This is a genomic window from Terrabacter sp. 01T434 (assembly GCF_056398545.1).
On the sequence record NZ_JBFTPP010000008.1, the window covers coordinates 18,796 to 42,869 of the forward strand.

A 24,074-nucleotide genomic window follows, 5' to 3' on the forward strand; every position below is an offset into this window, starting at 1 on the left:
GCCCGGCGGGAGGAGGTTGGGGCCGCTCCCACTCGCCTTCAGCCCAGGAGAACCCATGGTCAACCTCGACCGGCGCCGTTTCCTCCAGATCGCCGGCGGTGCAGCGGCCGCAACGATGCTCGACCAGAGCATCGCCCGCGCCGCCGCCATCCCCGCCAACCGGGCCACCGGCACCCTCAAGGACGTCGAGCACATCGTCGTCCTCATGCAGGAGAACCGCTCCTTCGAGCACTACCTCGGCAGCCTCCGCGGCGTCCGCGGCTTCGGCGACCCGCACCCGGTGCAGCTGCCCAGCGGGCGGAACGTCTGGCACCAGTCGGACGGCGCGCGCGAGATCCTGCCGTTCCACCCGACCACCGACGACCTCGGCGCGGCGTTCCTCGAGGGCCTGCCCCACAGCTGGACCGACGGGCAGGCTGCGGTCAACAAGGGTCACTACAACGGGTGGGTGCCGGCCAAGGGGACGACGACGATGGCATACCTCCAGCGTGAGGACGCCGCGTTCCACTACGCGCTCGCCGACGCCTTCACCGTGTGCGACGCGTACTACTGCTCGTTCATCGGCAACACCGACCCCAACCGCTACTACCTGTGGAGCGGCTGGACCGGCAACGACGGCAAGGGCGGCGGCCCCGTGCTCTACAACGACGAGCTCGGCTACGACTGGCGCACCTACCCCGAGCGGCTCGAGCGGGCCGGCGTCTCGTGGAAGGTCTACCAGGACGAGGGGACCGGTCTCGACGCGGCCGGCTCGTGGGGCTGGACGTCCGACCCGTACATCGGCAACTACGGCGACAACTCCCTCCTCTACTTCAACAGCTACCGCAACGCTGCCCCGGGCTCACCGCTGCACGACAAGGCGCGCACCGGGACGAGGGCACGCGACGGCCAGGACTACTTCGAGGTGCTGCGCAAGGACGTCGAGGCCGGCACGCTGCCGTCGGTCAGCTACATCGCAGCCCCGGAGGCCTTCAGCGAGCACGCGAACTGGCCGACGAACTACGGCGCCTGGTACATCTCCAAGGTCCTGGACACCCTCACGTCGAACCCCGAGGTGTGGGCCAAGACGATCCTGCTCATCACCTACGACGAGAACGACGGCTTCTTCGACCACCTCGTGCCGCCTCATCCCAATTCACCTGTCATTCCGGGCGTTTCGACGGTCCCGACCGACCACGAGTTCTACGACGGCGAGCACGGACCCGGCCCCTACGGCATGGGCCCTCGCGTGCCGATGTTCGTCGTCTCGCCGTGGAGCACCGGCGGCTGGGTGTCGTCGGAGACGTTCGACCACACGTCGGTCATCCGTCTGATGGAGGCACGCTTCGGCGTCAAGGAGCCCAACATCACCCCGTGGCGTCGCGCCGTCGCCGGCGACCTCACGTCGGCGTTCGACTTCTCCAAGACGGTGCAGGCCGTCCCGTCCCTGCCCAGCACGACGGCGTGGAAGCCCTTCGACGACAAGCGCCATCCCTCCTACCAGCCGACGCCGCCGGCGCAGGGCACGATGCCGAGCCAGGAGCCCGGCACCCGCCCCGCCCGCCCGCCCGGCTACGACCTCGAGGTCCGTGAGCGCCAGACCGCCGGGGCGATCACCGTGGACCTCGACAACCACGGCCGGCGCGGAGTCCACGTGCAGGCCAGGCTCATCGAGCCCGCCGGCCAGCCGCACAGCTACACCGTCGGCGCCGGCGACGAGCTGCGCGCCACGTGGCCCGTCACGGGGGACTACGACATCCACCTGCACGGGCCCAACGGCTTCTTCCGCCGTTTCGCGGGCACCGGGAGCGCCCGTGGCGCCCGTGGCGCCGAGAGCGTACGCGTGGAGCTGCGTCGCGAGGGACGCAGCCAGCGCGTCTCCGTCCACGTGGACGCCCCGCGCGGCGTAGAGGTGACGGTGGACGACGCCTACGGCGGGCGCACGCGCGCCGGCCGCCGACCGGTCACCATCGACACGGCTCGCACGGGCGGCTGGTACGACCTCACCGTCGTCGTCGGGGGAACGAGCTTCCTGCGTGCCTTCGCCGGTCACCTCGAGAACGGCCGCCCGTCGGTGAGCGAGCCAGCCCTCGGGCGTCCGCGCGCCTGATGCCGGATGCGACCCTCGACTTCACCGAGACGTCCCGGAGAACTCTCCGGAAGTTCACCCAAGTCACAGGGGGCTCCCGGAATGCTTTGAGGCGTCTGACAACTCACCCTCGGACACCTGAGTCCGTATGCACGAGAGGTTTCTCCGTGAACACTCCCACCATCATCAAGGTCGGGCTCGTCGGCACGCTCGCCGCGGCCGCCGCCTTCGCCCTCGGCGGCTCCTCCGCCGATGCGCACGGTGGCCTGCCGGTCGTCAACGTCCCCCACGCCAACCCGAAGTTCGGCGTCCAGAACAACGTCCTGACGCCGTCGGCCACCCAGACGTCGGTCGCCTGGGGCACCCTGCCCCTGACGAACCCCGACACCGCCAACGGGGTCACGCACTACGGCTACAACACGCTGGACCGTGCGCCGCTCACCCAGACGGCGAACGAGGCCCACAAGACCGAGCCCGACAAGAACGTCTACCTCGTCCTCGGCGGCAAGCACTACCTCTACCAGGGCCACGAGATCGGTCCGCGCGGCTACGTCACGCGCATCAACCTCGACGAGACGGACCCGCTCAAGAGGGTCACGCTCATCTCCGACACCGACCCGGCCGGCAACGCCTACCCGACGATCGACGGCATCACCTGGGACCCGTTCACCCGGCAGCTGCTCCTCACGGCGGAGTCGGGCTCACCCAAGGGGGGCGTCTTCGGCGTCGGCCTCGACGCGAAGGGCGACCCGGTCGACGGCGGCAAGGCGACGCGCCTGCCCGCCCTCGGGTCGGGTGGCTTCGAGGGCATCCAGAACGACGCCGACGGCAACGTCTGGCTCGTCGAGGACATCGGCGGCGCGGCCGCCGGCGGCGGCAAGGTGCCGGGCAGCTTCGTCTACCGCTTCGTCCCGACCGACAAGAGCGACCTCACCAAGGGCGGCGAGCTCCAGGCCCTGCAGATCCAGCGCCGCGACGGATCCGCGGCCACGAGCTCCCAGCTCCAGTCGAACCCGTCGGACCCCTTCATCGGCGAGCTCCACACGTACGGCTCGTCCTTCGGGACGAAGTGGGTGACCATCCACACCGGCACGACCGAGGCGTTCGACGCCACGGCCGCCGCCAAGGCTGCGAACGCGACGCCGCTCAAGCGCCCCGAGAACGGCGTCTTCCGTCCCGGCACCGGCTTCAAGGAGTTCTACTTCACCGAGACCGGCGACACGAGCACGTCGAGCACCCTTCCCGGTGCGTACGGCGGCGTCTTCCGCGTCTCTCAGAAGAGCGCCAGCGCCGACACCGGTCGCATCTCGATCGCTGCGGTCGGCGACAAGGAGCACACCGGCTTCGACAACATCGCCTTCGCGACGGCCGACGACCTCCTCGTCGTCGAGGACGCCGGCGACAGCCTCCACACCCAGCGCAACGCGCTGGACTCCGGTTACGTCTTCGACCTCCGTCACGGTCGTGAGGATGAGGGGTCGTATGCCGCGGGCCGCGGTCGCGCTCCCCGGCCCGTGCGGTTCCTCGCCGAGGGCCGTGACGCGTCGGCGACGTTCGACGCGATGGGTGGACCGGCATACAACGACGGCGACAACGAGATCACCGGCATCCACGTGTCCGACGGCGACCCGACGGTGGCCGGTCTCCTCGGCGCCAAGCTGCCCCGGCCCACGACGTCGCCGGCCTGGCGTACCTTCTGGACCCAGCAGCACGGCGACAACACGACGTGGGAGATCAGCTGGAACGGCGACCGTCAGGACTGACGCTCGTGGCAGGGCCGCAGACCCCGCGAGCGCTGTGCGTTGAGTCATCACATGACGCAGTGGCCCCGCCGCTGTGCGTTGAGTCAGTGGATGACCCAATGCACAGCGGCGCCCGTCCTCAACCCATGGGTCGCCGGCGCCCGGAGTTGTAGCTGCCCCGATCGTCGGCGGAGCGGACTACGGTCGGGCCATGGCCGACAAGCTCACGCGCCAGGCGGCGTCCGACGCCCTGCCCCTGTGGCGGTTCCTGCTCCAGCGCATGCACCTCACGGTGCGCGCCACCGATGCGGCGACCGCCTTCGCCTTCGTCGCGCGCGTTGGCGAGGTGACGGCCGCGCTCGGTCGCGGGCCCGACATCGACGTCCGCGGCGAGGTCGTGCACCTTGCCGTGTCCACCGAGCCGGCCGCGGGCGTCACCGAGGACGACATCGCCGTGGGGCGGTCCGTGGACGCCCTCGTCGCCGAGATGGGGCTCGAGTCCGAGCCGAGCACGCTGACCGTGGTCGAGATCGCCATCGACGCCCTCGACATCGACTCCGTCCGGCCCTTCTGGGACGCCGTCCTCGGCTGGGACGTCATCGCCCGCAACGACGTCCAGGACCCTCTCCGGATGGGTCCGGCGGTCTGGTTCCAGCAGATGGACGAGCCCAGGCCCCAGCGCAACCGGATCCACCTCGACGTCACCGTCGCGCACGACGAGGCTGCCGGGCGCATCGAGCGTGCCCTGGCTGCCGGCGGGCACCTCGTGTCCGACGCCGAGGCGCCGGCCTTCTGGATCCTCGCCGACCCCGAGGGCAACGAGGCGTGCGTCTGCACGTGGCAGGGTCGCGACCCCGTGCCCGGCGACTGAGGCGTCGTCGGCTGGTCGGCTAGTAGGCGAGGGCCTCGACGACCAGCCGCGCGAAGAGTGCCGGGTCGTCGACCCAGGGGAAGTGGCCGGCGGCGGGCTGCACGACGCAGCGCCCGTTCGGGAAGAACGCTGCGAGCTGCTCGCCGAGCTCGGGTCCCGGCATGAGGTCGAGTTCTCCGACGATGACCCGCACCGGGGCGGACACGGCGCCCAGGGCTCGACGCGTCTGCTCCGGGTCGGGTCGCTCAGCCCAGAAGGCGCGCGTGCCCTCGCGGTTGCGCTGCTCGTCGTCCGAGGCGGCATGCTGCCTCGCCGTGTCGGTCCACGCGCCGTAGAGGAACGGAGACATCGCCTGTCGTGTCGCCGGGGTGCCGTCGTCGGCGTCCAGGGCCTCCTTCGCGTCCGCGAACCACGGCTCCGCCTGACGCAGTGCCACTCGGGCGTCCCACCCGTCGTCGCTCACGTCGAGCCCCGTGGCGGCGGTGCCCGGGGTGACGAGCACGAGGCGGCGGATCCGTGCCGGGTGCCGGGCGGCGTAGACCAGGCTGACCGAGCCGCCGGCCGAGTGGCCGAGGAGGTCGATGGCCTCGAGCCCCAGGTGGATGCGGAGGGCTTCGAGGTCGTCGACGAGCCGCACGGCTGCGTATGCCGTCGGGTCCTCCGGTGCTGGCGACGCCCCGGTGCCGCGTGGGTCGGGGACGACGAGCGACCGGTCGGCAGCCCGTGCGAGGCCGCCGAGGTCACCGAGGTAGGCCGCGTCGCGGGCCGGTCCTCCCGGCCAGACCACGAGGGGATCGCCCGATCCCTCGACGCGATAAGCGAGCTCGGTCCCGTCGTACGACGTGTAGGTCGGCATGGGTCCAACGTGCCAGAGGCATGCCGGTCGGCGCGCCGGGGTTTTCGGTGTTCACCAGCCTCGAGTGGCGTCCTCGGCGGCGAGGAGGACGAGGTCGGCGACCTCGGCGGGATGGGTGAAGAGGTTGTTGTGCGATCCGCCGAGTCGCGACGTCCGCACGGTGGGCGCGGTGTGTGCCGACAGGGCGAGCCGGTCGAGCCAGTGCGTCGGCACGAAGGCGTCGTGCACGCCGGCGGTCACCGTCACAGGTGCCGGGAGGGGGGCGATCCGCTCCTCCGGCGCATCGCGCAGACCGGAGTGGAGCATCGCCACGATCCCGGTGCGGCCCCGGTAGACCTCCATCGGGTCGAGCTGGTCGAGGCCGTCGTGGCGGTAGGCGAACGGGGTGGCCAAGGCCAGCCGATGCACCCGACGCTGCTCGGGGGCGAAGGTCGTCCCGGCGAGCACGAGGGAGAAGTCTCGGCGGCGCGCGCTCAGGGCCAGGGCCGCGGTCAGGGCCGCCTGCCCACCCGTCGAGTGACCGAGCACGACCACCGGACGTCCGACCGCTTGGGTCTCGACCCAGCGCGCCGCGGTCATCCCCATGGCATGGATCGTCGGACGGGTCGCCCGGGGCAGGTTCGAGCCGAACCCCGGCAGGTCGAGCACGGTGGCGTCCAGCCCGCGCGCCACGAGCGCCCGCGCCGTCGGCACCGTGTAGAAGGGCAGGCCGAGGCCGGGGAGGATGACGACGAGCGGCGTGGCGCGAGAGCGGTCCCCGCCGAGGGCCAGCGACCGCACGACCCGGCCCTGCAGGCTCGTGAACTGGAGACGGACGTCCGACCCAACGTCGCGCCCCGTCACGAGGATCCCGCCGAGCTGGCGGATCGAGCCGGCTCCGCCGACCGCGCCGGCGGAGCCGTGCTCCCGCGCACGACGAGTTCGGGCTCGATGACGGTGCGCCCGGGGGCGACGGTGGTCGGGACGGCTCCGTCGAGGCGGTCCGCGAGGGAGCGCACGGCCTCTGCCCCGAGGCGGTCTGCATCCTGGCGCACCGTCGTCAGCGCCACATGCGGGTAGGCGGCCTCGGTGATGTCGTCGAAACCGACGATCGACACGTCCTCGGGCACGCGGACCCCGGCCTGCCGGACGACATCGGTGAAGCCGATCGCGCACCGGTCGTTGAAGGCGGCGACGGCGGTGGGCCGCTCGCTGCGGCCACCGAGGGCGAGGAACGCCCGCGCGGCCTCGGCCCCCTCGAGCTCGGTGAGGCCCGCCGGCAGGACGACCTCTGCGAGTGCCGGCGCGCGACGCATCGCCGTGCGGTAGCCGCGGCGCCGCTCTGCCGCGCCCGCCGTGCGGCCGCCGTCGAGCAGGGCGATGCGGGTGTGGCCCAGGCTCCGCAGGTGCTCGACGGCGAGGCGCAGGCCGGCGGCGTCGTCGGTGCGCACGACGCCGACCTCTTCGCCCGGGACCGGGCGCAGGACGCTCACCACCGGCACCCGCGTCGCGAGCCGTGCGAGCTGGGTGGCGGACTGGGTGCTGCCGAGCAAGACGATGCCCTCGCACCGCTCGGCGAGCAGCGTCTCGACGGCGGCCTCCTCCGACCGTGAGGGCGTGACACCGCTCAGCACGAGCTCGTAGGCCATCGCGTCCGCGTGCACGTAGAGGCTCTCCAGCAGGTCGCCGTGGAAGGCGTGACCGACCTGGAAGGTGACGCCGAGCGTCCGGGTCCGGCTGCTGCCGAGTCGGCTCGCCCGGGTGTCGGGGCGGTAGTCGAGCTCGCGCGCCGCGGTCAGGACGCGCTCGCGGGTGGCCTCGGAGGCGCCCGGGACGCCGCGGAAGACGATCGACACGAGGGCGCGGGAGACACCGGCACGTGCGGCGACGTGCTCCATCGTGACCTTCTCGCGTCCCACGCCGCGACTCTAGAGCGCTCCACAAGATTCGGCCAAGCCCTTGACGCGCGTGGCGACGAGCGGCTTCACTGGATCCGGCACTAGAGCGCTCTAGTCCAGATCTGCGAAGGAGCAGTCATGACGCGCACCGACCCCGTCCGGTTCGGGCTCATCGGAGCCGGACGCATCGGCACCCACCACGCCACCACCCTGGCGCGACGCCTCGGTGAGGCCGAGCTCGTCGCCGTCGCCGACGTCCAGGCCGCCGCTGCCCAACGCCTCGGCGACCAGCTCGGCGTCCAGTGGCTCACCGACCCGCAGGCCCTCATCGACGACCCACGCATCGAGGCCGTGGCGATCACCTGCGCGAGCACGGCCCATGCCGACCTCGTCGTCGCGGCGGCCCAGGCGGGCAAGGCCGTCTTCGTCGAGAAGCCGATGGCGATGACCCTCGCCGACGCGGACCGCGCCATCGCCGCGAGCCGGGCTGCCGGCATACCCCTGCAGGTGGGCTTCAACCGGCGCTTCGCGCGCGACTTCGCGACGGCCCACGAGGCGGTGGCCGCAGGGGGCATCGGCACGCCCCAGCTGCTGCGCTCGCTGACCCGCGACCCGGGACTGGCCAACCCGGCCGGCGTGCCGCCGTGGACGATCTTCACCCAGACGCTGATCCACGACTTCGACACCCTCAACTGGTTCAACACCGGTGCGACGGCTGTCGAGGTCTCCGTCATGGCCGACGCCCTCGTTGCGCCCGACTTCAAGGACGCCGGCCTGCTCGACACCGCCGTCGTCACCATCCGCTACGACAACGGAGCGATCGCCGTCGCCGAGGCGAGCTTCTCGGCCGCCTACGGGTACGACGTGCGTGGCGAAGTCTTCGGCTCGGCCGGCATGGTCACCGCCGGCAGCCCCGCCCACCTCAGCACCGCGCACTGGAGCGCCGCTGGCGTCTCCAGCCCGACCGCCCGCGCCGACACCGACCTGTTCACCGACGCGTATGCCGGCGAGCTCGCGGCCTTCTGCGCCGCCGTTCGCGGCGGCACCCCGACGAAGGTCGGGGGCGAGGACGCCCGCGCCGCGCTCCGGATCGCGCTCGCCTGCATCGAAGCCGTCGAGACCGGCGGCACCGTGGCCGTGCGCGACACGGACCGGGCTGGTGTCTGATGGCGACTGGCCCCTTCACGCTCGCTGTCAGTGCCGAGATGGTCTTCGTCGACCTGCCCTTCGCCGAACGCGTGCGCCGGATCCACGAGCTCGGTTTCCAGGTCGAGATCTGGGACTGGACGCGCCACGACATCGACGAGCTGGAGGCCCTGCGCGACGAGGGCGTCGTCTACTCGTCGATGACCGGCTACGTGCGGGGGCGCCTCTCCGACGCCGAGGGCGCCGACGAGCTGCTCTCGACCGCGGCCGAGTCGATGCCCGTGGCGAAGCGGCTCGGCATCCCGCGCCTCAACCTGCACGGAACCGGCCTCGACGACCGGGGCCTGCCCGTCCGGCCCGAGCCGGTCGCGACCGGACCCATGTGGCTGACTGCGCAGCGCACGCTGGGCCGCATCGCCGAGCTGGGCGAGCGCGAGGGTGTCGTGTTCGTCCTCGAGAACCTCAACACGGCCGTCGACCACCCCGGCGTGCCCTTCGCGACCGCCGCCGACTGCCTCGCCCTCGTCGCGGCGGTGGACAGCCCCCACCTGAGGCTGATGCTGGACCTCTACCACGCCCAGATCGGCGAGGGGAACCTCATCGAGCTGTGCCGACGGGCCCTCCCGCACATCGGCGAGATCCAGGTCGCCGACGTGCCCGGGCGCTGTGAGCCGGGCACCGGCGAGATCGCCTATCCCGCGCTCGCCCGGGCGCTCGTGGAGATGGGGTATGCCGGCCCGGTCGGCCTCGAGGGATGGGCATCGGTCGACGACGAGCTCGCCCTCACCCGCTTCCGCGACGCCTTCACCCCCTGACACTCCGAGGGCCTTCTCAGGTCGATGTATTCGCGCGTCACCGGTGGCGCGCGAATACATCGACCAAGAGCGCGGGAGGGTGCGGGACGTCAGCCGCGGGTGCCGATCCAGTCGGGGAGGATGCCGCTCGCAAGCGCGGCGGACCGCAGCGGGGCGGCGAGCTCGGCGATGCGGCGGGTGTCGTCGAGCCCGAGGTGGGCCCATCCCTCTAGCGCCATCCGGTCCGTCTCGCGCTCGAGGTCCATGCGGAAGGCGAGGCCGTCCTCGGTGAGGGTGTCGCCGTCGAGGAGGCCGCGCTCGGTCAGCCGCTGGACCCCGGCAGCCCACTCCTCGTCAGACCAGCCGCGGCTCGACCGCATGAAGCCGGTGGTGCCCGAGAAGAGGCCGCCGATGACGATCGACTCCACCGGGTCGAGCCCGGCGCGGAGCAGTGCTGCGACGTGCCCGTCCCCGCGGTGCTCGCGGATGAGCGTCGCGGCGTGCCACAGCGCCAGGCGGGGCTCGTCGGGCCACGCGAGCCCGGCGTGGGCGGCATACAACGGGCGGCCCGGCGCGGTCAGCCCTGCACACACGGCCCGCGTGAGGTCGAGCAGCTCGCTGACGTCGGCGTCACCGACGACCCGCTCGATCACGACCGACATCGCGTCGCGGCGGGCCTGCTGCACCCGCTCCGGGCTGGCGACCGCCCACGACGCCGGCAGCGCCTTCCGGAGCAGCCACGGAGCAAAGACGTAGAAGGTCGCGGTCGGCACCTCCGGACCGACGGCGCCGAAGGCGGCCGAGCGGGCCGCGAAGTAGCTGAGCCGGGGGTGCAGCCCGAGGGCCACGAAGGCGTCGCGCACGTCGTCGGCGAAGTAGCCGAGCACGTGGAACGTCTCGAGGCGTCCCCAGGCCTGCCGTGAGGCGCGGATCAGCTCGACGTCGTCGGCGTGGGTGCTCATGGGCAGCACCCTAGGCGCACTCGCCCCGCGCTCAGCGGATGACGAGGGCCAGCGCCGAGACGACGGTCGCGGCGAGCACCGCCTGGTCGAAGCGGGTCTGGCTGAGGCGGCGTGCGGTGTGCAGTCCGATCCAGGTCCCGACGAGCACGAGCGGAGCGAGCAGCGCGGTGCGCCAGAACGTATCGACGCTGAAGAGGCCGAGCCCGACGCTGAACGGCACCTTGCACAGGTTGACGCCGAAGAAGAAGATCGCACTCGTGCCGAGGAAGCGGCGCTTCTCGACGCCCTGCGCGACGAGGTAGAGCGTCATGACGGGCCCGGCGGCGTTGGCCGTCATCGTCGCGAAGCCGGCGGCCGCACCCGTGCCGATCGCGGCCGCCTTCGACGCGCCCACCCGCGCTGTGTCGGGGGAGCGCCAGGTCAGGACGAGCTGCAGCGCCGCGAGGACGAGCAGCAGTCCGCCGATGGCCCGCCGCAGCGTCGTGTCGTCGACCCAGGCCAGGAAGAGGGCGCCGAGTGCGAGGCCGGGCAGCACGGCGGGGATGAGGCGCTTGAGCAGTCCGAGATCGGCGTCGCGGCGGTAGTGCCACACCGCGACGACGTCACCGACGAGCAGCAGCAGGAGGATCGCGGCCGTCGACTCCTTGGTCGGCAGGACGAGCGCGAAGATCGCGACGGCGATGCTCCCGACGCCCCCGATGGCGGTCTTGGCGAAGCCGACGAGCAGGGCGGCGACGCCGAGCAGCACCAGCGTCGTGACGGTCATGGAAGCGCAGCGTAGGCCGATGCGGCTGCTGGCGTCCGGCTGTCCAGCGGCGACAGCCGCCGCCTCAGACCCCCAGGGACGCCCCGAGCTTGCCGAGCAGGCGGGCGAGCGTGGCGCGCTCGCCGGAGGTGAGCGGCTCGAGCAGCCGCGCCTCGTTGGCGAAGTGCTCGGGGGCCGCTTGGTCGATGAGCTCGCGTCCCTTCTCGGTCAGGGCGACGATGCGGCTGCGGCGGTCACCGCTGGAGACGCGCCGCTCCACGAGACCGGCTCCCTCGAGCCGGTCGAGCCGCTTGCTCACCGCGCCGGACGTCACCATGGTCTGGTCCATGAGCTCCGTCGGCGTCAGCTCGTAGGGCTCGCCGGTGCGTCGCAGCGTCGCGAGCACGTCGAAGTCACCCTCGCCGAGGCCGTGCGCGTTGTAGACCTTCACGAGCTCCGTCGTCAGGGCCAGGGCCACCCGGTGCAGCCGGCCGATGACGAGGACCGGACTCGCGTCGAGCTCGGGGCGCGCCTCCGCCCACTGGTCGACGACGTGCTGGGCGTGGTCCTCGGGTTGGGGCATGCCTGGAATATATCTTCTCCGGAAGGTAGTTTACCTTCCATGGAAGACAATCGAGCGGGCTGGGCGAACGTCGCGCTGACCGCGCTCCCCGCCGCCATCTGGGGATCGACGTATGCCGTGACGCAGCAGTGGCTGCCACCCGGCCGTCCGCTCTTCGCCGCCACCGTGCGGGCCCTGCCCGTCGGGCTGCTCATGCTCCTGTGGCTGCGGCGCCTGCCGAAGGGCGACTGGTGGTGGCGCTCGCTCGTCCTGGGGTCGCTCAACATCGGCATCTTCTACGCGCTGCTCTTCTTCGCCGCCTACCGCCTGCCCAGCGGCCTCGGCGCCACCCTCGTCGCCACCGCCCCGATGGTGACCATGGGCGTCGCGCGTCTGCTCCTCCGCCAGCGTCCGGCGCGGATCTCGTTGGCGGCCGGGCTCGTCGGTCTCGTCGGGGTGGCCCTCCTGGTGCTCCAGAACGGACTCGACAAGCCGCTCGACCCGGTCGGGCTCGTAGCCGGTCTCCTTGCCGTCGTGCTCTCGTCGGTCGGTTTCGTCCTGACGCGGAAGTGGTCGCCGACCGACGACGTCGTCACCGTGACGTCCTGGCAGCTCGTCGCCGGCGGCCTGGTCCTGCTGCCGATCGGGCTCGTCGTCGAGGGGGCGCCACCCGCCCTCGACCTCCCGGCCGTCGGCGCCCTCGTCTACCTCGGCCTGCTCGGCAGCGGCGTCGCCTACGTCCTGTGGTTCCGCGGCCTGGCCGTGCTCGGGCCCACGTCGGCCTCGATCATCGGCCTCGTGAACCCCGTTGTCGGCGTCCTGCTCGGCGTCGTCCTCCTCGGGGAGCACTTCGGACCCGTCCACCTCGTCGCGATGCTCCTCGTCGTCGGCAGCGTCCTCGCCGCGCAGGGACATGCTCTTCCCAGCGAGGGCCGGACGGGTAAGGCTGTGGCATGGCTACCGACAGCGACCACACCTTCGACGTCATCGTCATCGGCCTCGGTCCGGGCGGTGAGCACGTCGCCGGGAGTCTCGCCGAGCGCGGCCTGCGCGTCCTCGGCGTCGACCGCAGGCTCGTCGGCGGTGAGTGCCCGTACTGGGGCTGCATCCCGTCGAAGATGATGATCCGCGCGGCGGACGCCCTCGCCGAGGCGCGCCGCGTCGACGGGCTCGCCGGCTCGGTCGGCCGGGTCACGCCCGACTGGTCGGTCGTCGCCACGCGCATCCGTGAGGAGGCCACCGACAACTGGGACGACCAGGTCGCGGTCGACCGCCTCACCGGCAAAGGAGCGACGTTCGTGCGCGGCACCGGCCGCATCGCGGGACCCGGCCGAGTCGACGTCGACGGCGCCGCGTACACCGCGACCACGGGCATCGTCGTCAACACCGGCACGACGCCCGCTGCGCCGCCGATCGAGGGCCTGCGCGACACGCCCTACTGGACCAACCACGAGGTCATCGAGACCAGGGAGCTGCCCGCCTCGCTCATCGTGCTCGGCGGTGGCGCCATCGGCTGTGAGCTGAGCCAGGTCATGGCCCGCTTCGGCGTCGACGTGACGATCGTCGAGGCCGCCGACCGCATCCTCGCGCTCGAGGAGCCGGAGGCGTCTGCCGCGCTGCAGCAGGCACTCGAGGCCGACGGCATCACGGTGCGTCAGGGCGTCGGCGCCGAGAAGGTCACCCACGACGGGTCGGCGTTCACCGTGACCCTGGCGGGCGGCGCCACCGTGACGGCGGAGAAGCTGCTCGTCGCGACCGGCCGCCGCGCCTACCCCGCCGCCGTCGGGCTCGACACGGTCGGCGTCGCCAAGGACTCGCGCACCGCGCCGGTCGACGACCGCTGCCGGGTCACCGACGGGGTGTGGGCCATCGGCGACATCACCGGCAAGGGGGCCTTCACGCACGTCTCGATGTACCAGGCCGGTGTCGTCATCCGTGACGTCCTCGGCGACGACGGTCCGCCGGCGGAGTATGCAGCCCTCCCGCGCGTCACCTTCACCGATCCCGAGGTCGGTGCCGTCGGGATGACCGAGGCGCAGGCCCGCGAGAAGCTCGCGAACGTCCAGGTCGGCGTCACGCCGCTCGGCGAGACGACCCGCGGCTGGATCGCCAAGGCCGACGGGCTCATCAAGGTCGTCGCCGACGCCGACCGTGGCGTCCTCGTAGGTGCCACGACGATGGGTCCCGCCGGGGGAGAGGTGCTCGGGGCGCTGGCCGTCGCGGTGCACGCCGAGGTCCCGATCGAGCGGCTGCGCTCGATGATCTACGCCTACCCGACCCTGCACCGCGGCATCGAGGACGCGCTCGGCCGCCTTGCCTGAGACCCCGGCTCTGCCGACCGACGACCATTGGTCGGCCAGGTCGTGCGATCGCGGCGTGTCGGCCGGCGTGTCGGAGCGGTTGCCGACCAACGGTCGTCCGTCGGCGGATGACCGGTGGGTGACGATCCGGTAGCGACCGGGCCACGACCCTCGAGGCGTGCAGGGGCGCCCGGACCCGGGCGATACGGTGAGCGCATGGCACAGCGACTGCTCGCCCTCGACCTCGACGGCACGACCCTCAACCACATGGGCGAGCTCTCGGACCGTGTCCGTGACGCCGTGCAGGCCCTGCCCGAGGACGTCGCCGTCGTCATCGCCACGGGCCGGTCGATCATCGCGACGACGCCCATCCTCGAGGCTCTCGGCCTGCGCGAGGGCTACGCCATCTGCTCCAACGGCGCCCTGACGCTTCGGCTGGATCCCTCTGCGGCAGAGGGCTACTCGATCATCGACATGGTCACCTTCGACCCGCGGGCGGTGCTCGAGAAGATGCGGGTCGCCCTTCCGGACGCGCTCATCGCCGTCGAGGAGCCGGGCGTCGGTTTCAAGGTGAGCAAGCACTTCCCCGACGGCGAGCTGATGGGTCACTCGCGCGAGGTCGCGTGGGAGGAGCTCATCGCCCACCCCGTCACCCGCGTCACCCTCCGTCAGCCCGAGGCCACGGCCGAGGAGTTCATGGAGGTCGTCGAGCGCGCGGGTCTGCACGGGGTGTCGTATGCCGTCGGCTGGTCGGCGTGGCTCGACATCAACCCCGAGGGCGTGTCCAAGGCGAGTGCCCTCGAGCTGGTCCGGCGCCAGCTGCGCGTCGAGCCGATCCACACCGTCGCCTGCGGCGACCAGCGCAACGACCTCGAGATGCTGCACTGGGCTGCCTGGGGCGTGGCCATGGACAACGCTCCCGACCAGGTCAAGGCCGTCGCAGACGAGGTCGCCGGTCACGTCGACGACGACGGGCTCGCGCCGATCCTCGAGGCCGTGGCCCAGGCCGCCCGCGACGGCGTCCCCTTCCGCGACGGCGTCGAGTCGGCTGCGACGGTCCGCCTCGAGCTCTAGGGTTCGGCGGTAGACCCGGGGGTCGTGTCGAGAACCGGCCGTCCCGTTCGACGTGGGAGTGAGGCGGGCCCCAAGGCCCTGCATGGACACCCAGCGAACCACCGAGGAGACCGTCATGCGCTTCATGATCATGGTCCCGGCCACCCCCGAGACCGAGCAGGGCCGGAACGGCACCCGGCGGCAGTTCGCCGACATGCACGCCTACAACGAGCAGATGCTCAAGGCCGGGGTTTTCGTCGACGGGCAGGGCCTGCACCCCAGCGCCAAGGGCGCGCGCGTCACGTGGGAGGACGGTGACTGGGTCGTCACCGATGGGCCCTTCGCCGAGGCCGGGGAGCTCATCGCCGGCTTCACGATCATCGACGTCAGCTCCCGCGAGGAGGCCATCGAGTGGCTGAGGAAGTGGCCGACGTCGTGCGCGCCCGAACCCGGTCTGGCCCTCGAGCTGCGGCAGGTCTTCGCGCCCGAGGACTTCACCGCAACACACCCGGAAACGGTCAGCACAGGCCGGTTGCAGCTGTAGGACGTTGACTGTCCGGGTGTGTTGCGGGGGAGGCCGCGTGCGAGAGTGGCGGGGTGTCACCGACCACGGGCCCGCGCACCGACGACGTCGCACGCACGCTCGAGGCGGTCTGGCGCATGGAGGCCGCCAAGGTGACGGCCGTCGTCGCCCGGCTGGTCGGCGACGTCGGCCTCGCCGAGGACCTCGCGCAGGACGCGTTCGTGCAGGCCCTCGAGCAGTGGACCCGTGACGGCATACCCCACAAACCGGGTGCGTGGCTCACCGCGACGGCGCGACGGCGGGCCATCGACCGCATCCGCCGCGACGTCAACCTCGCGAGCAAGCTGCAGCAGGTCGGACACCTGGAGGAGCTGAGAGTGGCCGAGCTGGCCGAGGGCGACTTCGACGCGGCCCTGGAGGACATCGACGACGACGTCCTCGGCCTGATCTTCGCCGCTTGCCATCCGGCTCTCACCGCCCAGGCGCGGATCTCGTTGACCCTGAGGATGATCGGCGGACTCACGACTCGCGAGATCGCCCGAGCCTTCCTCACCACCGAGGCGACCGTCGCGCAGCGGATCTCGCGGGCGAAGAAGACCCTGAGCCAGGACGGCGTCACCGTAGAGATCCCGTCGGGTGCCGAGCTGCCCCCGCGACTCGCATCGGTGCTCGAGGTCGTCTACCTCATCTTCAACGAGGGGTATGCCGCCACGTCGGGTCGGGACTGGGTGCGCGGTGACCTCATGGAGGAGGCCATCCGGCTCGGCCGCGTCCTGTCGGCGCTCGCGCCCCGCGAGCCCGAGGTGCACGGGCTGCTGGCGCTCATGGAGATCCAGGCGTCGCGCACCCGCGCCCGCATCGGCCGCGACGGCGAGGCCGTCCTGCTCCTCGACCAGGACCGGACGCAGTGGGACTGGGCCCTGATCCGGCACGCCCTGGCGACACTCGACCGCGCCGTGTCGCTCCTCGACCCGGCTCAGGATGCGGCAGGGCCGTACGTCCTGCAAGCGGCCATCGCGGCCTGCCATGCGCGCGCCCGCACCGCCGACGCGACCGACTGGGGGCGCATCGTCGCGCTCTACGGGCAGCTCGGCGTGATCCGCCCGTCGCCCGTCATCGACCTCAACCGGGCCGTCGCGCTGTCCTATGCCGAGGGCCCGGGCGCCGCGCTCGAGGTCGTCGACGGGCTCGTCGCCTCCGGCGGCCTCGCCGACTACCACCTGCTCCCGAGCGTCCGCGGAGACCTCCTGGCGCGCCTCGGGCGCGACGGCGAGGCCCGTGCGGAGTTCGTCCGGGCTGCCGAGATGACCCAGAACGACGTCGAGAGGTCGCTTCTCCTGCGACGCGCCGCCGGACCGGTCTGACGACCCCGAGGCCGGGGGGGAGCGGCCGCGACGTCCCTTCGCTCACGGCGGCGCGCACGGTTCTCACGGCCGCCTACCCGGCCGTGGGCCCGATCTTCGCCTGACGGCACACGCCCCCGACCGCCCCGCCGGGTGCCACCGGGCCGCCCGAACACGATCCGAACACGACCCGGACCGATGCTTCACCTGCGTGCGGGAGTGTGGTTCCCATGAACACCGACACGCGCCGGACGACCGGCCTGCTGCGCTCCTCCACCGCCCTCGGGGCTGCCGTCCTCGTCCTCGGCAGCCTTGCCCTCGGCGCCTGCTCGAAGACCGATGCGAACGGCACCGCCACCAGCGCGATCGGCGCCGGCCAGGTGCAGCACGACGCCACCGCGGCCGCCACCGATGCCGACACCGTCGACCTCGTCAACGCGGCCCTCGAGACGCCGGCCGTCGACGGCACGACGGGCGCCGACGCCCGCCAGGGCGACCGCAAGGCACTGCGTGCGCGGCTGCTGCGGGGCCTGCACGGCGTGTGGGTCACGAACAGCAAGAGCGGCTTCGTCACCCACCAGGCGATCCGCGGCGACGTCACCGCGGTCTCGGGCAGCTCGATCACCGTCAAGGCGAAGGACGGCTTCTCCCTGACGTTCACCGTCGCTGCCGACACCAAGGTCCGCGCCCGTACGAAGGGCAAGGGCACCGACTCGACGATCGGCGCCGTCAAGGTCGGCTCCAAGGCGGTCGTGACCGGCCTCGGCGCGACGAACCCGAAGGCTCGCGTCGTCGTGTTCGCGGCCACGACGCCCCAGCCCGGCAGCACGCCCTCCCCGAGCGCGACGAGCTGAGGCGCGGCGCCCCGCCGCAGACGGTTCCCCCGGCCGAGTGCCCACGTCCCGACGTCGGGACGTGGGCACGGGGCCGTTCGGTCGGGGCGGTCAGGCCTGCGGCACGGACATCGGCTCGTCGTCGGACTCGCCCGCATGCTCGTCCTCCGCCCGCCGGTTGGAGAGCAGGCTCGTCACGGTGACGACGGCGAGGATGCCGAGGATGACGCCCAGGGAGAGCAGCGTCGGGATCTCCGGGACGCCCGGCCACACGCCGTGCGCCCAGTGCAGGACGAGCTTGATGCCGATGAAGGCGAGGATGAGCGACAGCCCGTGCCCGAGGTGCACGAGCTTGGCCAGGGCGCCCTCGAGGACGAAGTAGAGAGCGCGCAGGCCGAGCAGGGCGAACGCGTTGGTGGCGAAGACGAGGTAGGGGTCGCCGGTGATCCCGTAGACGGCCGGCACCGAGTCGATCGCGAAGACGATGTCGGTGCCGAGGATGGCGATGGCGACGAGGGCGAGCGGCGTCAGGGCGCGCCTCCCGCCCTCGCGGACGGTCAGGCTCGTGCCGGCATACGCGTCGGTGACGGGGTGGAAGCGGCGGATCACCTTGACGCTGCGCAGCTGGTCGACGTCGATGCCGTGGTCGGAGTGCGAGAGCGCGTCGCGACCGACCTTGACCGCGGTGGCGAGCAGGATCGCGCCGAAGAGCAGGAAGGTCCACGCGAAGCTGGCGATCATCTGCGCGCCGAGCGCGATGAAGACGCCGCGGAGCACGAGCGCGCCGCCGACCCCGATGAGCAGCACCCGCTGGCGCAGCTCACGCGGGACGGCGAAGGACGAGAGCAGGATGATGAAGACGAAGAGGTTGTCGACCGAGAGCGACTTCTCGACGAGGTAGCCGGTGTAGTACTCCACCCCCTGCTGGGAGCCGTACTGCGACCAGAGCCAGCCACCGAAGGCCACGGGGATGGCGATGTAGACAGCCGACCAGCCGATCGCCTCGCGCATGCTGGGGTCGTGCGGGCGGCGCGTGATGAGGAAGTCGATGACGAAGAGGGCGGCGACGCCGAAGATCGTCGCGAGCCACAGCGTCGGCGAGCCGATCGACTCGAGTGAGCGTGCGGGCGGCGCCGGGGTGGCGGCGGACAGGGCAGTGAGCACGGGTCTCCTCAGAACGATGTCTGAGGTCTCCTTCACCGACTGCCGTCGGCCGCGGACCGGGGCGGTCGTGGGACCGCCGTACTGACCGGAGCGCGCGAGGAAGTACTCCCCTCGCGGAGGAGTCTACGGGTGGCGGGGACACCGCCCAAACGGCTGTCGAGGGTCGGGGGTCAGACCTCGCGCACGGCCCGCACGGCGAGTCCCGCCACTTCGTCGCTCCCGGCTCGACGGGCGCCGGCCGCCCAGTCGCTCTCGTCGGCGGCGTACTGCATGCCGTATGCCGGCTGGCCGGGCTGGGTGCGCCAGCCCTCGGCGAGCGGCCCGAGGTCGAGGGTGTCGTAGCCCAGGGCGTCGAGCGCCTGACGCACGGTGTCCTTGGCCGAGGCGTCGTCACCGGCGATGGCGAGGGCGCTGCGCTCGTCGGAGCCGGTCGGGTCCGCCGGTCGGGCGAGGTCGCGCAGGTGCTGGAAGAAGATGTTGTTGAAGCCCTTGACGACGTGCGACTGCGGCAGGTGCGCCTGGAGCAGCTCGGAGCTCGTCGTCGAGCCGTCGTCGAGCGCCTCGATCTGTCCGTCGCGCTGGGGGTAGTAGTTCATCGTGTCGATGACGACCTTGCCGGCGAGCTCGTCGACCGGGATGTCGCGGTAGGCCTTGAGCGGGATCGTCACGACGACGATGTCGCCGGCGCTCGCCGCTTCCTGCGCCGTCGCCGCGCGTGCGTGCGGGCCGAGCTCGCCGACGAGGTCCGCGAGGGTCTCGGGTCCCCTGCTGTTGCTGAGCACGACGTCGTGACCGGCCGCGATCGCGAGCCGGGCGACGGTGCTGCCGATGTTGCCGCTGCCGATGAATCCCCAGGTGGTCATGCGGTGGTCAACCGCGGAGCGGGGTGCCTCATTCCACGCCGTCCCGGTGGGGGAGGCGCAGGGTGAAGCGTGCGCCTCCCTCGGCCGCGTGCCCGGCCTCGACGGTGCCGCCGAGCACCTGAGCGAGCCGGTCGACGATGGCGAGGCCGAGGCCGGTGCCGACGGGTCGGAGGCCCCGGTAGCGCTCGTGCAGCACCGACGGCTCGAAGGCGACGGCGAGGTCCTCGTCGGTCAGGCCCGGCCCTCCGTCGCGCACCTCGACCACGTCGACGTCTCCTCGGGGACCCGCCTCGCGCCGCACCTCGACGAGCACCGGTCGTCCGGACGGCGTGACGCGGAGGGCGTTCTCGAGGAGGCCGTCGACGAGCTGACGCACCCGCGCCGGGTCGGTGACGGTCCAGGCCTGGGCCACGGTGGGGACAAAAGCGAAAGGCACCCCGACGGCGGAGCACCGCCTCGACCAGACGGACTCGACCTCCCGTCCGAGTGCGACGAGGTCGGTGTGCTCCGGGGCCACGCTGGGCCGGTCCGCGCCGAGCCGGGCGAGGTCGAGCAGGTCGCCGACGAGCCGCTCGAGCCGCTTGGCCTCGGTCAGGACGACACCTCCCACCCGAGCCGTCTCCTCCGCCGGCACGACACCGCTCGCCAGGGACTCGGCGTAGCCGCTGATGCCGGTGAGGGGCGTGCGGAGGTCGTGCGACACCGACAGGAGGAAGTCCCGCTGGCGCCCCTCCGACCGAGAGAGCGATCCGGCCAGGGAGTTGAGGGCGCTCGCGACCTCGGCCACCTCGGCGGGGCCCTCGACGGGGACGCGCACGTCGCGTCGCCCGGCCGCGAGTGCGTGCGCCGCATCGGCCGTGCGGTGCAGCGGCCGGGCCAGGCGTCGGGCCACGATGATGCTGACGACGACGGCCACGAGCGCGGCGATGAGCAGGGCCAGCAGCACCCGCCGCACGAGCCGGTCCGAGTCGGCGGTGGCGTCCGACCGGCGCTGGACGAGGACGATGCCGCCCGCCTCGGTGGGACGCCCCTCGATGAGGACCGGCGTGCCGTCGACGACGTCGCTGTCCGAGATGGAGTCGCCGGCGAGCAGGGCCGAGCGACGCGACGGGGTCAGGGCGTCGCGGGCGAGGGGGCTCGTCGACGCGACGGCGCCGGCCCGGCCGACGCTCGCGGACTCGATGCCCAGCGTCCCCAGGGTGCGCACGGCCCGGTTCTGCGACACCCGGGCGGCCGCTCCCGAGTCGGCCCGCTCGGCGGCGGCGTCGGCGATCGCCGCGAGCGTGCCTCGCGCCGAGTCGTCGACCGACGTCCGGGTCAGGCTCACGGCGAGCAGCCCGGCGAGCAGCGCCGTCAGCACCGCGACGCCGACGGCGAGCAGGACGATCCGTCGCGAGAGCGTGCCGCGCCCGCCGGTCACGGTCGCGACCGGGCGTCGCCCACGGGCGGGCGCTCGGCGGCATACCCGACCGAGCGGACGGTGCGGATCGGGCTCGCGTCGCCGAGCTTCGCCCGGACCTGGGCCACGTGGACGTCGACGGTGCGCCCGCCGGCCGTCGCGGCATACCCCCACACCTCGCTGAGCAGCTGCTCGCGGGTGAAGACGACCCCCGGTCGGCGCAGGAGGTGGCTCAGCAGGTCGAACTCCGTTGCCGTCAGGGCGATGTCCCGGCCGGCGACTCGGACCTCGTGGCTCGTCAGGTCGACGGTGAGGTCACCGGCGCGGAGCACCTCGGGGGCCGCGGCGTCCCCGCGAGTGCGCCGCAGCACGCCCCCGAGCCGTGCCACGAGCTCCCGCGGGGAGAAGGGCTTCGTGACGTAGTCGTCCGCGCCGAGCTCGAGACCGACGATGCGGTCCACCTCGTCGTCGCGGGCCGTCACGAAGAGCACGGGCGTCCAGTCGCCACCGCCTCGCAGGCGTCGGCACACCTCGATGCCGTCGAGCACCGGCAGCCCGATGTCGAGCACGATGGCGCTCGGCCGCAGGTCGCGCGCCGCGTCGAGGGCGCTTGCGCCGTCACCGACGACCTCGACGCCGTAGCCGGCGGCGCGCAGGTTGAGCCGCAGCACGTCCGCGATGGCCGGCTCGTCCTCGACGACGAGCACGAGTCCGCGGCCGGAGTCCGGACGCGGGTCCGGACGGGGGTCCGGACGTGGGTCGGGGTTGGTGCCGGGCTCGGAGGACACGTTCGCAGCGTAGTGAGCACGGGCGGCGTCCGCGTCACGCTCGTGTTCGAGTCGTGTCAGGGAACGGGCCGGTACACCCGCGCTCGCGTCGGGTGCTGTGGCTCAGCCTGCCCCGAAGTCGATGTCGGCCGCCGGCACGACGTCGCCCGTGCGGCCCGGCGCCTCGGCCCAGGACCACGAGACGTTGGTGTGGACGATGACCTGCTCTGGAGAGACCGGCACACCCCACTGGCGCAGGTCCTCGGTCGTGTGGGCGTCCTCGACGAGCGTCGTGTCGTAGCCGCGGACGAGGGCGCCGTGCAGCGTCGACCGGATGCACGCGTCGGTCTGGGCGCCGGTGACGACGACCCGGCCGACCTGTCGCTCGGCCAGCACCGCCTCCAGGTCGGTGTCCTCGAAGGAGTCGCCGTAGCGTTTGTGGACGAGCGGCTCGGACTCGTCGCGAGTCAGCTCCGGGACGTACTGCCAGCCGTCGCTGCCGGCCGGCATGTTGTCGTCGGAGTGCTGCACCCAGATGACGGGCACGTGCTCGGCGCGCGCCTTGCCGACGAGGTCGCTGATGCGGGCGATGACGCCGTCGCGGTCCCACGCGCCGGAGACGACGTCGTTCTGCACGTCGACGACGAGCAGGGCCGAGTTGGGCCGTCCTTCGAAGGTGGTCATCGCGTCTCCTGCCTCGAGCTCTGCGTCGCCACCGACGCTACGCCGACCCGCCGACGGTCGGGGGCCTCACGGGGCGACGAGAAGGCAGAAGGGATGACCGGCCGGGTCGCCGAGCACGACGAGTGGCTCCCCGTCGTCGGCGGTGCGGTCGAGGAGCACGGTCGCGCCGAGCGCGAGGGCCCGGTCGCGGTGTCGTTCGAGCTCGGCCAGGGTCGGGACCGCGTAGTCCACGTGGAGCTGCATCGGCACCTCGTGGCTCGGCCACGTCGAGCGGGCCAGCTCGTCGACCTGCTGGACGGCGAGCCGTCGCACGTCGTCCGCGTCGAGCAGGACGATCCAGTCGGCGTCGTCGGGCCCGGTGGCCGGTCGCTCGTCACCCGGCCGGCAGTGCAGACCGAGCAGCTCGCAGTAGAAGTCGGCCAGACCGCGGGCGTCGGTCGTGTCGAGCGCGGTGTGCATCAGGCGGGGGAACTCGGTCACGGAGCCTCCTCGGTCAGGGACGCCCTCACTCTACGAACGGGGGCGCTCGTGCGGCGCCCTCGCGGCACCGGCGCACGGATGGGATGCTGGGCCGGCCATGACGAAGATGACGGACCCGGTGCACCCCACCCGCGAGCTGACGATCAGCTCCGCGTCCAACCCTCGCCTCAAGAGCCTGCTCGGCCTGCGCCGACGGCGGACCCGGGAGGAGACGGGCCAGACCCTCGTCGAGGGCTACGAGGAGATCGGCCTCGCCCTCTCGGCCGGCGTGCGTCCCGGCACCGTCTACGTGTGCGAGGAGCTGTTCAGCCCCGCCGGCCGGGCGGGGTCGCAGGACATCGGCCACCAGGTCGACCTGCTCGCCCGGCTGCGGCACGACCGCGTCGAGGTCGTCCACCTCAGCCGGAACGCCTTCGAGAAGGTCAGCTACCGCGAGGGACCTGACGGCCTCATCGCCGTCGTCGGCCGCGTCGGCGTCGACCTCGCCGACCTGCACGTCGACGGACCCGACCACCTCACCCTGCTCAGCCAGGGAGTCGAGAAGCCCGGCAACCTCGGCGCCATGCTCCGTACCGCCGACGCAGCCGGGGTCGACGCCGTGGTCGCGGCCGATCCCGTCACCGACTGGGGCAACCCCAACGTCGTGCGCGCCAGCAAGGGCACCGTCTTCGCGGTGCCCGCCGCGAGCGCGACGACCGCCGAGGCGCTCGACTGGCTGGCCGCCCACGAGATCCGTCTCGTCGTCACCACCCCCGAGACCGACCTGCTGCACACCGACGTCGACTACACCGGTCGTGTCGCGATCGCCGTCGGCAGCGAGAAGCACGGCGCCGACCGGACTCTGCTCGAGGCCGGCACGCACCGCGTCCGGATCCCCATGCGCGGCAAGGCGAACAGTCTCAACGTCGCCGCGTCGGCCGCGATCGTGCTCTACGAGGCGGTTCGTCAACGCGACGCGCGCTGACCCGTCACGGTCTCGGGAGCCCGCGGGACGGCATACGACATGACCGTCAGGTTTCGTCCGTGTGACGCGTGTGACGAC

At 72.4% G+C, this 24,074-nt stretch carries 23 protein-coding genes and 1 pseudogene; 12 read left to right on the forward strand and 12 right to left on the reverse strand.

Annotated features, from left to right (window positions below; translation table 11 throughout):
• The first annotated feature begins 55 nt into the window (after window positions 1–55).
• The 3 genes from AC1DIW_RS16535 to AC1DIW_RS16545 all read left to right on the forward strand — a co-directional run bounded on the left by AC1DIW_RS16535 (window position 56) and on the right by AC1DIW_RS16545 (window position 4,681).
• Window positions 56–2,089: a phosphocholine-specific phospholipase C gene (locus tag AC1DIW_RS16535; protein WP_478109536.1), complete on the forward strand. Its 2,034-nt coding sequence runs from the start codon at window positions 56–58 to the stop codon at window positions 2,087–2,089.
• Window positions 2,090–2,235: 146 nt separating this feature from the next.
• Window positions 2,236–3,831, forward strand: coding sequence for an alkaline phosphatase PhoX (locus AC1DIW_RS16540; RefSeq protein WP_478109538.1), 1,596 nt, complete (start codon window positions 2,236–2,238; stop codon window positions 3,829–3,831).
• 190 nt (window positions 3,832–4,021) lie between these two features.
• On the forward strand, window positions 4,022–4,681 hold the full coding sequence (locus tag AC1DIW_RS16545) for a VOC family protein (RefSeq protein ID WP_478109540.1): 660 nt from the start codon (window positions 4,022–4,024) through the stop codon (window positions 4,679–4,681).
• Window positions 4,682–4,700: 19 nt separating this feature from the next.
• Here AC1DIW_RS16545 and AC1DIW_RS16550 read toward each other — a convergent pair whose 3' ends face one another.
• The 3 genes from AC1DIW_RS16550 to AC1DIW_RS16560 are packed head-to-tail and all read right to left on the reverse strand — an operon-like array spanning window position 4,701 to window position 7,435.
• A complete protein-coding gene (locus AC1DIW_RS16550) occupies window positions 4,701–5,537 on the reverse strand; it encodes an alpha/beta fold hydrolase (protein WP_478109542.1) in 837 nt (278 codons plus the stop codon).
• A 51-nt stretch (window positions 5,538–5,588) separates the two neighbouring features.
• Window positions 5,589–6,380, reverse strand: coding sequence for an alpha/beta fold hydrolase (locus AC1DIW_RS16555; protein WP_478109544.1), 792 nt, complete (start codon window positions 6,378–6,380; stop codon window positions 5,589–5,591).
• The gene (locus tag AC1DIW_RS16560; protein WP_478109546.1) at window positions 6,377–7,435 is read right to left on the reverse strand and encodes a LacI family DNA-binding transcriptional regulator; all 1,059 of its coding nucleotides are present in this window, start codon (window positions 7,433–7,435) and stop codon (window positions 6,377–6,379) included. The genes AC1DIW_RS16555 and AC1DIW_RS16560 overlap by 4 nt, the downstream gene beginning before the upstream one ends.
• A 117-nt stretch (window positions 7,436–7,552) precedes the next feature.
• Here AC1DIW_RS16560 and AC1DIW_RS16565 point away from each other — a divergent pair, with 117 nt between their 5' ends.
• Together AC1DIW_RS16565 and AC1DIW_RS16570 are read left to right on the forward strand one after the other, a co-directional pair.
• Complete coding sequence (locus tag AC1DIW_RS16565) at window positions 7,553–8,581, forward strand: Gfo/Idh/MocA family oxidoreductase (RefSeq protein WP_478109547.1); 1,029 nt, start codon at window positions 7,553–7,555, stop codon at window positions 8,579–8,581.
• Complete coding sequence (locus AC1DIW_RS16570; RefSeq protein ID WP_478109549.1) at window positions 8,581–9,375, forward strand: TIM barrel protein; 795 nt, start codon at window positions 8,581–8,583, stop codon at window positions 9,373–9,375. The genes AC1DIW_RS16565 and AC1DIW_RS16570 overlap by 1 nt, the downstream gene beginning before the upstream one ends.
• Window positions 9,376–9,464: 89 nt before the next feature.
• Here the strand turns inward: AC1DIW_RS16570 and AC1DIW_RS16575 are convergent, their stop codons facing one another.
• The 3 genes from AC1DIW_RS16575 to AC1DIW_RS16585 all read right to left on the reverse strand — a co-directional run bounded on the left by AC1DIW_RS16575 (window position 9,465) and on the right by AC1DIW_RS16585 (window position 11,644).
• A complete protein-coding gene (locus AC1DIW_RS16575; protein ID WP_478109551.1) occupies window positions 9,465–10,316 on the reverse strand; it encodes an SCO6745 family protein in 852 nt (283 codons plus the stop codon).
• Between the two features lie 31 nt (window positions 10,317–10,347).
• On the reverse strand, window positions 10,348–11,082 hold the full coding sequence (locus tag AC1DIW_RS16580; RefSeq protein WP_478109553.1) for a sulfite exporter TauE/SafE family protein: 735 nt from the start codon (window positions 11,080–11,082) through the stop codon (window positions 10,348–10,350).
• Window positions 11,083–11,146: 64 nt separating this feature from the next.
• Window positions 11,147–11,644, reverse strand: coding sequence for a MarR family winged helix-turn-helix transcriptional regulator (locus tag AC1DIW_RS16585; protein ID WP_478109554.1), 498 nt, complete (start codon window positions 11,642–11,644; stop codon window positions 11,147–11,149).
• A 39-nt stretch (window positions 11,645–11,683) separates the two neighbouring features.
• On the opposite strand from AC1DIW_RS16585, the gene AC1DIW_RS16590 reads away from it, so the two are divergent.
• The 6 genes and pseudogenes from AC1DIW_RS16590 to AC1DIW_RS16615 all read left to right on the forward strand — a co-directional run bounded on the left by AC1DIW_RS16590 (window position 11,684) and on the right by AC1DIW_RS16615 (window position 17,696).
• A complete protein-coding gene (locus tag AC1DIW_RS16590; RefSeq protein ID WP_478109556.1) occupies window positions 11,684–12,745 on the forward strand; it encodes a DMT family transporter in 1,062 nt (353 codons plus the stop codon).
• Window positions 12,661–13,944 (forward strand): annotated as a pseudogene (locus tag AC1DIW_RS16595) (dihydrolipoyl dehydrogenase family protein); the annotation flags it as partial. The gene AC1DIW_RS16590 and the pseudogene AC1DIW_RS16595, both read left to right, overlap by 85 nt.
• Window positions 13,945–14,139: 195 nt before the next feature.
• Entirely contained in the window at window positions 14,140–14,997 is an 858-nt protein-coding gene (locus tag AC1DIW_RS16600) for an HAD family hydrolase (RefSeq protein WP_478109558.1), read from the forward strand.
• Window positions 14,998–15,079: 82 nt separating this feature from the next.
• A complete protein-coding gene (locus AC1DIW_RS16605; protein ID WP_478109560.1) occupies window positions 15,080–15,520 on the forward strand; it encodes a YciI family protein in 441 nt (146 codons plus the stop codon).
• Window positions 15,521–15,636: 116 nt separating this feature from the next.
• Window positions 15,637–16,863, forward strand: coding sequence for an RNA polymerase sigma factor (locus tag AC1DIW_RS16610; RefSeq protein WP_478109804.1), 1,227 nt, complete (start codon window positions 15,637–15,639; stop codon window positions 16,861–16,863).
• A gap of 209 nt (window positions 16,864–17,072) precedes the next feature.
• On the forward strand, window positions 17,073–17,696 hold the full coding sequence (locus AC1DIW_RS16615) for a hypothetical protein (RefSeq protein WP_478109562.1): 624 nt from the start codon (window positions 17,073–17,075) through the stop codon (window positions 17,694–17,696).
• Between the two features lie 90 nt (window positions 17,697–17,786).
• Here the strand turns inward: AC1DIW_RS16615 and AC1DIW_RS16620 are convergent, their stop codons facing one another.
• From AC1DIW_RS16620 to AC1DIW_RS16645, 6 genes are all read right to left on the reverse strand, one after another.
• Window positions 17,787–18,839 carry a TerC family protein gene (locus AC1DIW_RS16620; protein WP_478109564.1) on the reverse strand — a complete coding sequence of 351 codons (1,053 nt, stop codon included), beginning with the start codon at window positions 18,837–18,839 and terminating at the stop codon, window positions 17,787–17,789.
• A gap of 170 nt (window positions 18,840–19,009) precedes the next feature.
• Entirely contained in the window at window positions 19,010–19,702 is a 693-nt protein-coding gene (locus AC1DIW_RS16625) for an NADPH-dependent F420 reductase (RefSeq protein ID WP_478109566.1), read from the reverse strand.
• A 28-nt stretch (window positions 19,703–19,730) separates the two neighbouring features.
• A complete protein-coding gene (locus AC1DIW_RS16630) occupies window positions 19,731–21,122 on the reverse strand; it encodes a HAMP domain-containing sensor histidine kinase (protein WP_478109568.1) in 1,392 nt (463 codons plus the stop codon).
• A complete protein-coding gene (locus tag AC1DIW_RS16635; protein WP_442278810.1) occupies window positions 21,119–21,889 on the reverse strand; it encodes a response regulator transcription factor in 771 nt (256 codons plus the stop codon). Before AC1DIW_RS16635 ends, AC1DIW_RS16630 begins: the two co-directional genes overlap by 4 nt.
• A 102-nt stretch (window positions 21,890–21,991) precedes the next feature.
• The gene (locus AC1DIW_RS16640; protein WP_478109570.1) at window positions 21,992–22,552 is read right to left on the reverse strand and encodes a cysteine hydrolase family protein; all 561 of its coding nucleotides are present in this window, start codon (window positions 22,550–22,552) and stop codon (window positions 21,992–21,994) included.
• A 66-nt stretch (window positions 22,553–22,618) separates the two neighbouring features.
• On the reverse strand, window positions 22,619–23,032 hold the full coding sequence (locus tag AC1DIW_RS16645; RefSeq protein WP_478109571.1) for a VOC family protein: 414 nt from the start codon (window positions 23,030–23,032) through the stop codon (window positions 22,619–22,621).
• Window positions 23,033–23,138: 106 nt separating this feature from the next.
• On the opposite strand from AC1DIW_RS16645, the gene AC1DIW_RS16650 reads away from it, so the two are divergent.
• Window positions 23,139–23,996, forward strand: coding sequence for a TrmH family RNA methyltransferase (locus AC1DIW_RS16650; RefSeq protein ID WP_478109806.1), 858 nt, complete (start codon window positions 23,139–23,141; stop codon window positions 23,994–23,996).
• Window positions 23,997–24,074 lie beyond the last annotated feature (78 nt).